This window comes from Mesorhizobium sp., from assembly GCF_024509055.1.
GTDB lineage: Bacteria > Pseudomonadota > Alphaproteobacteria > Rhizobiales > Rhizobiaceae > Mesorhizobium.
On record NZ_JANINM010000538.1, the window covers coordinates 49,093 to 59,624 of the forward strand.

8 protein-coding genes are annotated in these 10,532 nt (G+C 61.4%); 4 read left to right on the plus strand and 4 right to left on the minus strand.

Translation table 11 applies throughout. The annotated features are described in order from the left end of the window. Nucleotides 1–383: 383 nt before the first annotated feature. On the minus strand, nucleotides 384–821 hold the full coding sequence (locus Q0L57_RS32580) for a MucR family transcriptional regulator (RefSeq protein ID WP_296747204.1): 438 nt from the start codon (nucleotides 819–821) through the stop codon (nucleotides 384–386). Nucleotides 822–1,185: 364 nt separating this feature from the next. Between Q0L57_RS32580 and Q0L57_RS32585 the strand changes: the two genes are divergently transcribed. From Q0L57_RS32585 to Q0L57_RS32600, 4 genes are all read left to right on the plus strand, one after another. Continuing rightward, nucleotides 1,186–2,301, plus strand: a complete 1,116-nt coding sequence (locus Q0L57_RS32585; protein ID WP_296747205.1) for a hypothetical protein — start codon at nucleotides 1,186–1,188, stop codon at nucleotides 2,299–2,301. Continuing rightward, a complete protein-coding gene (locus tag Q0L57_RS32590; protein WP_296747206.1) occupies nucleotides 2,298–4,337 on the plus strand; it encodes an ankyrin repeat domain-containing protein in 2,040 nt (679 codons plus the stop codon). Before Q0L57_RS32585 ends, Q0L57_RS32590 begins: the two co-directional genes overlap by 4 nt. A gap of 219 nt (nucleotides 4,338–4,556) precedes the next feature. Beyond that, complete coding sequence (locus Q0L57_RS32595) at nucleotides 4,557–5,009, plus strand: hypothetical protein (protein ID WP_296747207.1); 453 nt, start codon at nucleotides 4,557–4,559, stop codon at nucleotides 5,007–5,009. A gap of 200 nt (nucleotides 5,010–5,209) precedes the next feature. After that, entirely contained in the window at nucleotides 5,210–6,352 is a 1,143-nt protein-coding gene (locus tag Q0L57_RS32600; RefSeq protein ID WP_296747208.1) for a LuxR C-terminal-related transcriptional regulator, read from the plus strand. Nucleotides 6,353–6,396: 44 nt separating this feature from the next. Here the strand turns inward: Q0L57_RS32600 and Q0L57_RS32605 are convergent, their stop codons facing one another. The 3 genes from Q0L57_RS32605 to Q0L57_RS32615 form a co-directional block, all read right to left on the minus strand. Beyond that, nucleotides 6,397–6,612 carry a hypothetical protein gene (locus Q0L57_RS32605; protein ID WP_296747209.1) on the minus strand — a complete coding sequence of 72 codons (216 nt, stop codon included), beginning with the start codon at nucleotides 6,610–6,612 and terminating at the stop codon, nucleotides 6,397–6,399. A gap of 369 nt (nucleotides 6,613–6,981) precedes the next feature. Next, nucleotides 6,982–8,403 (minus strand): HlyD family type I secretion periplasmic adaptor subunit, encoded by a 1,422-nt coding sequence (locus Q0L57_RS32610; protein ID WP_296747210.1) that lies wholly within the window; start codon nucleotides 8,401–8,403, stop codon nucleotides 6,982–6,984. Further along, nucleotides 8,400–10,532, minus strand: coding sequence for a type I secretion system permease/ATPase (locus tag Q0L57_RS32615; protein WP_296747226.1), 2,133 nt, complete (start codon nucleotides 10,530–10,532; stop codon nucleotides 8,400–8,402). The genes Q0L57_RS32610 and Q0L57_RS32615 overlap by 4 nt, the downstream gene beginning before the upstream one ends.

The window sequence follows — 10,532 nt, forward strand, 5'->3', positions numbered from 1 at the left end:
AAATTGGGGAGACTATACAAGTTAATTCTGGAGCGCAATTCTGCCGAATAAGGAAACGGTGGAATAGACGGGCCTTTTCGAAGGGCGAGCCTAGTTCCGACAGCATCCTCTTGATCGTGCGACATCGGGCAATTGAGGCCATGGAGGCGGCCATAGATGGCGACACCGGCGAGCTGTCAGGTTGCTCCTCGAGCGTCGATTGGGTCAATGTGATCTTGTAAGATTGCATCACTTCGTCTGGCGACAATCCCCAGCCTCGGTCGGCGCGAGCGATTGTGATCGGCAGGACGTGGGCCAGCGCGAGGCCATGGAAAGCTGAGGCAACCAAGCGCGAGGCCCTTCCCATCGCACGTCCTCCCGTTGTCGCCACACGCCTCAAGCTATCAGCGGGCCTTCCGCGGTGTCGACTTCTTTGCAACCTTGGCTTGGGCTTTCCGACCAAGTCCCATGGACTTGGCCATTTCCGACCGCGCAGCTGCATAATTGGGCGCCACCATAGGATAGTCCGCCTTCAATCTCCACTTCTCGCGGTATTCGTCCGGAGTGAGGCCATAATGAACACCAAGATGGCGCTTCAGCGATTTGAACTTCTTTCCGTCTTCGAGGCACACGATGTAGTCGGGAAATACCGACCTCTGTGGATTGACTGCGGGCGCCTGCGCCGGCGTCTCAGGTTCGGCTTCCTGGCCGATCCTTGAAAGCGATGAGTTCACGCTAGAAATCAGTTCGGGCAGGGAGGTCACGGGCACCGCGTTCTTACTTACGTATGCGGACACGATGTCGGCGGTAAGCTCGATCAGATTGACGGTATCGTCGGCCAAGCAAATTCTCCTTTGAAGGTATTGGTCTACCAAGAAACCCCAGTTGATTTGTTCAACAGAAGAACTGCACTTTATATTGGTAAAGGCAACTGGTTTATGCCTGCTCGGTCGGCTCCCGTAGAATCTTCCGACTCTTTGGGGAATGTTTTCCCGGCCCGCCGAGTGCTAATGGGGCCAACGTCGGATAGGTTGCTGCGAACGGGGCCTCGGTGACATCGTCGCCGAGGTCCGATACGGAAAGCCAAAGAAGGCCAGCCATCGCGTCCAATACTTACAGCCAGCAGTAACGCTTCCTAGGCTCTAGTTGGCGGATTGATAACTGCCCAATTTGAGAATCTAATGCGGCGTTCCCAGGGGGACGGGCATGAAGGGGAAACTCGCGTCCGTTGTCACCGTGTCGCTGGCGTTGCTCGTTCCAGGCGGAATGGCGCGTGCGCTGGAATACCAGCTTCCGTCTGACCCGATTTCTCCTACTTCGGCCAGCGAATGCGACGAGGTCTATGACCAGTATTCCGCGATCGCCGATCAAGTTGGCACCCGCGCCAAGGCGGCGGGAGACCAGGCATGGGCGATCGTCCTGCAGTCGGGACCTGGCGATCCGGAAGCCAAATCCCTTTACGCGCAGTCTGGCCAGCTGTTCGACGAGGCTTCCCAAATCCGCTCCGAAGGCTCTGCCGCCCGTCTTCGCTGCATGAAGCAGGTGTATGCATATCAGGCGTCCCATCAGGACGAACAGCGGCTTGGCTCTTACGGTTCGCCCGGGAAGTATGCCGCGGACCTGAGCGGCCCGGTGGCGAAGGCAGCGGCGCTGAACGGCATCAAGACCTTGGATGAACTGGGGAAAATCCCTCCAGACCTGGCGATCTTTGAAAAGGTGAACAAGATCGGCGAGACGGTGAGCGACCTCTCTGGACGTGGAGGGGCCGGAGGCTACCTAAGCCAGTTGGTCGGTGGTGTCTCAGACCTACAGCAGTGGGGGCCGCTGCGGACCTTCATGGTCAAGAACTCGCTTAGAGAGCTCCTTGCGATCAACAGCGCGGCGACGTCGGCCCTGCAGTCCGAACTGTCGTCGTTCGACAGTTCGGAGATTGACCGCATGGTTTCAGACGCACGCCGGGCCGACAGCACGCTTCTCTCGGGGAACGTGCCAGCGTCGGGCTCGTCAGGAGCGGACACGTTGTCGGACGAGGAACTGGAGGCGTATCGCGAGCACCAAGGCATGTATGCCGGAAGGGGAGAGGCATACGAAGAAGCCGTCGCGAGCATGCAGCGTGAGTACAGGAAAGTTGTCGGTCGCCCTGCTTCGAACGGCGGCGGGCGAAGTGGCACCCGGTATTCAGCCACACAGTGTCAGCAGCTGCTGGAGCAAATCCAGGAATACAATCAGCTACTTCCTCAATATTCGGCAGCAGGGCAGGGCGCCATGATCCAGATGGGCATAAACGCCAACCAAAGCGCCTGCAACAGGGGGTGTCGATGACCGGACGCAGGTCCACGCTTGGCTTCCTGTCTTTCGGAGCCGCCGTTGCCTTGGCGGCGTGCCTCGGGGCCACGACGGGTCCGGCATTCGCGGAAGACGCGGGTGCGCAGCCGAAACTGACGACGGGAGGTGCGTCTTCCTCGTCAGCTGGCTTGACGAAGACGATAGAAGACCTGCGAAAAGGCAGCCTCACCCAAGCCGAGTTCAAGTCACTTGACGGCAAGGCGGTGGGAGACGCCCTTTCCTATCTCGCCGGCCGCAATGATGCCGAGATGATCAAGCGTCTCGTAGCCTTGGGCGCTTCGCCAGACCAGCCTAACTCGTTTGGCACGAACGCGTTGATCGTCGCGATCGGAGGGGACAGCCTAGCCGCCGCATCGGCGTTGATCGCCGCCGGAGCCAATCCGAAGTCGGAGACGGCGAGAAGCACCCCCCTCGACTATGCGAGCAAGGTAGGCTCGATCGAGATGAAGGCCCTGCTGGACGGCAAGGTCCTCGATGCCGGGGAGCGACTTCGCTTGGCCGCCAGGAAAGGCTACCTGGAAGCCATTCGCGAGTTGGCCAAGTCCGGCGTGGACCTGAATTCGGCGGACGGCCAAGGCGTGACTCCGATCCTGGAGGCAGCCCAGGCAGGCAACCATGAAGCGGTCAACACGCTGCTCAAGCTCGGCGCAGGCCCGGACGGCTCGCCGAAGGCTCAGGTCACCCCGCTGGCGGTAGCTATCGTTCTCGGGGACGCGGAGATGGCCAAGGCCTTGCTGGACGCCCACGCATATCCAGACATGAAGGTGCAGGGCGTTCCGACGCTTACGCTGGCCGTGGCCGCGGGCAGAAAGGAAATCGTGGACCTCCTCCTTGCCGCGCAGGCGGACAAGGGAATCAAGGGGGACGATGGCACCAGGCCGGCGGACGTCGCCGCGGTTATGGGACAATCCTCCCTTGCACAGGAGCTTGGCGGGTCAAGCGCGTTCAAACCCGCGACGGATCTGTTTGCCGCGATAAAGGCCAATGACGAGGACAAGGTGAAGGCCGACCTGCGTGCCGGGACGGACCCTAACCAGAAGAATGAGGAAGGATATCCGGCCCTGGTCTATGCGGCCGCTTTCGGGAACAGCCGTCTGGTCCATGACCTCTTGGTGGCGGGAGCTGATCCGACGACTGTCGGTCCTGGCGCTGTCTCCGCTATCCTTGCCGCCTACGCGCGCAAGGATACGGAAGAAGCGGTTTCCATCGCGAAGACATTGCTCGAGGGAAATCCTGATGTAGCCCGGCGGCTCCTGACCATGAAGGACGCGAAAGGAAGGTCGGCGGCAGTAGTCATGGCCGCCCATGCCCGCTACCTGGATGATCTTGTTTCCTTTATGGACCGAGCCCAGGTCGCGCAGTTGGCCAATGCGCAGGACGGAGATGGCATAACCCCGCTTGAGGCGGCTGTCTTGGCCGACAACGATGACATCGTGAAAGAATTCATCGATGCCGGAACTGAACCGGACAAGGTGAAAGGGGATATGTCGCTGCAGGACCTGGCGCGCGCCCGGGGTTCGTGGGCGGCCCTGGCCCGGCTGCCGAGCGACCGTGTCCTTCCTGACGGCCTCGAGAAAGGAGCGTCGCAGTCCGTGAAGAAGGATTTTCAGTCTCTCCTTGCCCAGTGGGGATACTACAAAGGCAAGGTGGACGGGACTTTCGGGAAGGCGGCGTTGGCGGCCGCCGCGGCGTTCTTCAAGGACCGCGGCAAGGAGATCCGGAAGATGGAGGAGAGCGGTTCCGATCCAATCCCGCGCGAGGAGAGACCAGGTGCAGCACCAGGCGATGCCAAGTTGACGTTGGCTTGGCCCAGCGAAGGAGGCGGTTGCACGTGGAAAGTCATCGACTGGAACCCCAGGAACAGGAATTCTTCCGCCAGCTTCGTCGGCTGCGTCAAGGGAGGGAACGAATGGAACTCCCACGGGATTGGCTACACGGTCTTCGGTGATGGCTCGGAAGAGATCCTGCTTTTCGGCGACGGAGGATGGAAAGGAGAGGTCCAACTGAAGTGAGCCTTCATCCGCCTGGGGCTGTCGGCTTCCGGTGGCGGCGGACAATCCGCGAACTGCGCCTGAATATCGGGATCGGGTTCTGACTAGATTTCAGCCCACCCTCTCCAAGAATAGTTGGAGCGACTTGTCGACCATTTCGGAGCGAGGGTTGAACAGGCTGTGATTTGCACGCGCCCTAGAACTAATGTACCTGCTAAATCATGAGGACCAGTCGGCGCTATGGGCAACCAAGATAAGCCTTCCTCCGAAGTGTTGGGCATCCTACTACCCTTGCTCGGCTTCGGTGTCCTTTTTGTTGCGTATCATATAACGAATCCACCACCTCCAGAGACTCCGAAAACCGCCGTACAGTTGAAGTTTGAACAGGAGCGAGCGGCGGCGCGCGAGCAGGCACAGGCGGAGAGTGCGAAAGCGCAGGCGGAGAGCCAAGCCCGGCACGCAGAACTTTGCAGATGGGTAGCACTATGCAAGAAGTACGGGGAAGCTCGGCAGGCTTGTGCAGTAGCCGGCGATTTCCAAAATTGCCTCGAGGTAAAGATGGGTGAAGTTGCTTCAATTTTGAACCAAGACTGTCACAACGACGGAACGCTGATCAACGATCAAAACGACACGCCAGCGTCGTGGAAATGCATCGACGTTAGCATCGAGGACACGCTGCACATCGGCAATTAGCTCCATCTCGGACAATGCCCGATAAAGCCCGTTATCAGGCAGTCTTGTCAGTCCTTCAACGAGGCGGTCTTCAGACTCAGAGCGCCTCGCGTTAGGGCCCACCAAATATCATGCGCTGCTAATGTTTTTATGGTGCGGCCGCCATGGATGCGATAAAAGCAAGGGCATAGTCCAGACAGGGTACAGGACGGGGTTACAACATGCTGCGTGATGAGCAAGACGAAGCCATCATCGACCGCCTGTATGAAGCCGCCACGATACCTGAGAAATGGGGCGGCAGGGGCGTATTGGAGACCCTGGCCAACCTTTGTGACTGCACAGACTCCGCAATAATGTCAGTTCGCGACCACGCCCTAGCAGGATGGACCGCCAACGAGACAGCATTTCCGAAACTGGTCGTTTACCTTCGCGACAATTGGATTGCCCAGAACCCGTACGTCGAGAGCGACGAACGCCTGCGCCGGTTTTCGCAGCCTCGGTTCGTTCTCGCCACCGAGGTGATGTCGGCCGAGGAGATGCAGGAAAACTTCTACTACCAGAATTTCATGCGTCCGTACGGCATGTACTGGCACGCTGGTACGAACGTCATGTCGCCGAACGGCGATACGGTGAAAGTTTCGGTTCACAGGGGTTACGACGCAGGACCGCTCGATCCCAAGCTCGTCGACAGGCTGAACAGGCTAAGACCCCACATCGCTCGCGCCTGCGTCATGACTGCAAGGCTGAGGTTCGCTCAGCTTCATGCCGCAGTGGAAGTCTTGAACTCCGTCGGGCTGCCCGCCGCGGCCCTGCGGGACGGGCGGCTGGAGGTGGCGAACGGCCTTTTTGAAATATTGATGCCCGACGTCGTCCAGCACCGACGCCAGCGCCTGACGTTCCTGCAGGCTTCAGCCGACCAGAGGTGGTCCAGCATCCTCGAGAAGCCAGCAATGCATCGGAACGGAACGTTCCCCATTTCCGCGACCGAAGCGCGCCCGATGATGATCGTCCACGTTCTTCCCGTTGCCGGAGCGGGGAGGGACATTTTCCCGGTCGCGGATTCGCTGATGATCTTCGCGTCGAGCGAGACAAGCCAGAAGATCGCCCCCGAGATACTGCTCAGCCTCTTCGATTTCACGCCAGCGGAGATTTCCGTGACGAACAGCATGCTCTCGGGCACGCCGATCGAGGAGATCGCCAGGGCGCGGGGAGTGTCGGCGGACACCGTGCGCGTCCAGCTGAAGTCAATTTTCGCCAAGACCGGAACTCACAGGCAGGCAGACTTGGTAAAGCTCCTCGGCGGCATCGCAAGCGCCTCGAACATCATAGACCGCCCGCCTGCGGAAAAGCCGCGTTCCCACTAGCGGCGCGCATACGGACTGATGGGCTTCATACGCCTTGGTAAATCTCACTTCTTGGTCAGGAAGGCCTTGCAGGACGGGGTGATTTCGCTCAGGTGCTGCTTAAGACAGCCCTGTGCATTGATATCATTGGTCATTTTGCACACTCGCAGTGCGTCGGCATGACAAGGCGTCTTGTAAGCATCCTTCGCCAAAGCGGCGTCGGTGAGGAAAAGCGAGATAGAGGCCAGAAGCGCCAGCTGAAGCGGCTTTCGATTTTGCATGGTTGTTTCCCCTTCGGAAATGCGCGCGGAAGCGCAATATATCTACGACCACGCCAAACTAAGTTAATTTCGTCCGTCAGTCATACCCCATATGGGGCATGGGAATGACTTCGTGGCGACTACAATTGCGGCCTGTTGAGGGGCTATATACCTGTAGGGAGCAGGTGTCTGCCAAGGAGACAGGAACGGCTATTCCGGCTCGATAGGGTGAAGATGCTGACTACGAACGTGTCGGTTGCTTTTACCCGCCGACGATTTGGCTTTACTGTATATTCCTGGGAATCTGGAGCAGTGCCTCCGGCTCGCAAGCCTTGATTGCACTGGAGCGACCGAAACAGGGTTCCACCAGCCAGATTTCCCGGCGGCCGGTCACCGTTCGCGCAGGCTGTCATGCCCGTACCGCAGCAAAGGGGACAACAGGTAGTCGATGACCCTGCGCGAACCTGTCTTGACTTCGGCCGTGACCGCCATTCCCGGCGACAGGTCGATCACGTTGTCATCGACCTTCATGCTCGTCCGGTCGAGCGAAATCCTCGCGACATAGACCGAAGCCTGGCTGCTCCGTTCGCCGCTACCGGATCGTTCCAGCGTTGCGGCGCCCGCATTCTCCTGCCCGGCATCGCGCGGTATCGCGTCGCGGGAGACGCTCAGCACCTTCCCGTGCAGGAGGCCGTATCGGGTGAAGTCGAAGGTGTCGACCTTGATGGCGGCCGCTTGGCCGGGCTTGATGAAGCCGATGTCGCGGTTCGAAACCATCGCCTCGATCTCGAGATGGCTGTCGGTCGGCACGAGAACGAGCAGGGGCTGCGCAGGCGTGACCACCCCGCCCACCGTGTGCACCGAAAGCTGCTGGACGACCCCGTCGATCGGCGCAGTCAGGACCTGGAGATTGGTGAGCTGCTCGGCCTTGACAAGGTCGGCGGCGAGGCCTGCGGCCTTCCGCCTGGCTTCGGTCAGGTCGCTGAAGAGGGTGCGGTCATATTCGGCATCGGCCTGCCGGCGGGCTTCGACGATAGCCGCCAGCGATGCCTCCGCCTCTTGGTGGCGGCTTTTTCCGACGACGACATCCTGCTGCTGCTCGACGAGCTGCTGCAAGGTATCCAGGTAGTCGAGCTTCGAATCCAGTCCCTTGTCGAGGAGGTTCTTGCGGACCTCCAGGCGCTGCTCGATGACGGGTATGGTCGCGTTCATCTTGTCGACCTGCGCGTCGATCGTGTCGCGTTCCGCCGTCTTTTGCGCCTCCTGCCGGTCGAACGACGCCAGCTTCGCCCGGTGCTCCTCGACCTGCTTTGCCAGGAACTGGCGCTGGTTCTGGACAAGCTCCGCCGGAGCCTCGTCAGGCGGCTTGAAATCGTCCAGGGGATCAGCAGCGGTGCTCAGCGCCGCGACGAGGCGGGCGATGTCGAGCTGGACCGCCACGAGGTCGCCGCGCAGGTGGTCTCGCTCCGCCGCGTTCATGGTCGGGTCGAGTTCGACCAGGACGTCGCCCGCCTTCACGGCTTGCCCGTCCTGAACGTGGATGGCGCGGACGACGCCTGCCTCGAGCGGCTGGATGACCTTAGTCCGCCCGCTTGGGATGATCTTGCCCGGCGCGGACGCGACGATGTCGACCTTGCACAGCGTCGCCCAGGCGAGGGCGAGACAGAAGACGGTCACGATGACCGCTGCTATGGCGCGGCCTATCGGCGAGGGCGGTGTCTCGATGATCTCCAGCGCCGCAGGAAGGAAGGCGAGCTCATGTCGCCGCTGCGGCGCCTTCGGAAACGGAACGACCTTGCTGGCGGATCTCATTTGTGGCCCGCCTGCAGCCTGTGCAACGAGGCGTAGCGGCCGTTGCCGTTGACAAGGTCGTCGTGCGTTCCGTCCTCCACCAAACGCCCCTGGTCGAGGGTAAGGATTCGGTCCGCGCCGCGCACGGTGGAAAGCCGGTGCGCGATGATGATCACGGTGCGGCCCTCCGCGATTTCCTCCATGTTCTGCTGGACCACGCGCTCGCTCTCGTAGTCGAGGGCGCTTGTCGCCTCGTCGAAGATCAGGATGCGCGGGTTGGTGACAAGCGCCCGGGCGATCGCGATGCGCTGGCGCTGACCGCCGGACAGGGTGCCGCCGCGCTCGCCCACGATGGTGTCGTATCCCTCCGGCAGCTGCAGGATGAAATCGTGCGCTCCCGCCCGGGACGCGGCGCGGATGACCTCGTCCATCCCCAAGGCCGGATCTGCGAGCGCGATGTTGTCGCGGACGGACCGGTTGAACAGCGTGGCGTCCTGCAAGACCACGCCGACCTGCCTTCGCAGCCAGCTGGCGTCGATCATCGCGAGGTCGACGCCGTCGACCAGGACGCGGCCGCTTTCGGGGACATAGAGCCGCTGGACAAGCCTTGCGAGCGTGCTCTTGCCGGAACCCGATGGGCCGACGATGCCGACGACCTGGCCAGCTGGAATGTCGAAGCGCACGTCCTTCAACACTTCCGGTCCGTCGAGGCGATAGCGGAAGGTGACGTGGTCAAAGCTGATGTCGCCGCGGATCGACGGAAGCGCTGCCCTGCCAGGATTGAAGGCAGGCTCGGTTGGCGTGTTGAGGATGTCGCCAAGCCGGGACACGGATAGCCGCGCCTGATGGAAGTCCTGCCAGATCTGGGCGACGCGCAGCACTGGAGCGCTGACCCTGGCCGCAAGCATGTTGAAGGCGACAAGTCCGCCGACTGTCAGGTCTCCCGAGATCACCAGCCGCGCCCCGAAATAGAGAACCCCTGCCGTCACCAGCTTGCTCACCATCTGGACGGATTGGCTGGCTGCGTTGCCGAGGCTGAGCACCCGGAAGCTGGCCGAGACGTAGCCTGCAAGCTGCTCCTCCCAGCGCAACTGCATCTGCGGTTCGACGGCCATCGCCTTGACCGTCTCGATGCCGGTCACGCCTTCGACGAGGAAGGCCTGGTTTTCCGCGCCGCGGGCGAACTTCTCGTCGAGCCGCCGCCTGAACAGCGGAGTTAACCCTGCCGAAATGGCGACATAGAAGGGGAACGATCCCAACACGATCCATGTCAGCAACGGCGAATAGAGGAACATCACCGCAACGAAGACAAAGGTGAAGAACAGGTCGATCACCAACGTCATGGCCGAGCCGGTGATGAAGTTCCGGATGTTCTCGAGTTCGCGTACCCGGGCGACGGAATCGCCCACCCGGCGCGCCTGGAAGTAGGAAAGCGGCAACGCCGTCAGGTGGCGAAAGAGCCGTGCGCCCAGCTCGACGTCGATCCTGTTGGTGGTATGCGCGAAGAGGTAGGTACGCAGGATTCCCAGCACCGTCTCGGCCACCGCGATGGCTGCCAGGCCGAGCACCAGCACGTCAAGCGTGCCTAGGCTCTGGTGCACCAGCACCTTGTCGACCACGACCTGGAAGAACAGGGGCGACACCAGCGCGAACACCTGAAGGAAGAACGAGGCGACGAGCACCTCTCCCAGAAGCCAGCGATACTTGCGGATAGCCCCGAGGAACCACGTGATGTCGAACCGCCGGGCGAGGTCCATGAGGCTCGCCCGGCGCGTCATCAGGACGATCTGGCCGTCCCACGCCGCTTCGAACTCGGCGCGGCTCATCAACCGCGGCGCGGCGGCGTCCGTTGGCTGCACCAGGGCCTGGTCTTCGCCGACCTTACCCACCACCAGGAATCCGCCGTCACGCAGCGACGCGATGCCGGGCAGGGGCGTGCCCAGCAGCCGTCTCCAGTCCGTCCGTCGCGCCTGCGCCTTGAGGCCGAGGTCCCTGGCGCAGCGCAGCATTTCGCGTGTGCCGATCACGCGTCCGGCGAAGCGGTGCCGAACCTGTTCTTCGTCGACCGCAACGCCGTTCAGCCTGACAAGCAGGACCAGGGCGACCAGCCCGGGATCGCTGGACGGCAAGCTTTCGGCGTTGGCAGACAT

Bases quoted from the DNA above. Each gene is read 5' to 3' on its own strand.
- Q0L57_RS32615 (WP_296747226.1), bottom strand. From the start codon at position 10,532: ATGTCTGCCAACGCCGAAAGCTTGCCGTCCAGCGATCCCGGGCTGGTC.
- Q0L57_RS32610 (WP_296747210.1), bottom strand. From the start codon at position 8,403: ATGAGATCCGCCAGCAAGGTCGTTCCGTTTCCGAAGGCGCCGCAGCGG.
- Q0L57_RS32605 (WP_296747209.1), bottom strand. From the start codon at position 6,612: ATGCAAAATCGAAAGCCGCTTCAGCTGGCGCTTCTGGCCTCTATCTCG.
- Q0L57_RS32600 (WP_296747208.1), top strand. From the start codon at position 5,210: ATGCTGCGTGATGAGCAAGACGAAGCCATCATCGACCGCCTGTATGAA.
- Q0L57_RS32595 (WP_296747207.1), top strand. From the start codon at position 4,557: ATGGGCAACCAAGATAAGCCTTCCTCCGAAGTGTTGGGCATCCTACTA.
- Q0L57_RS32585 (WP_296747205.1), top strand. From the start codon at position 1,186: ATGAAGGGGAAACTCGCGTCCGTTGTCACCGTGTCGCTGGCGTTGCTC.
- Q0L57_RS32590 (WP_296747206.1), top strand. From the start codon at position 2,298: ATGACCGGACGCAGGTCCACGCTTGGCTTCCTGTCTTTCGGAGCCGCC.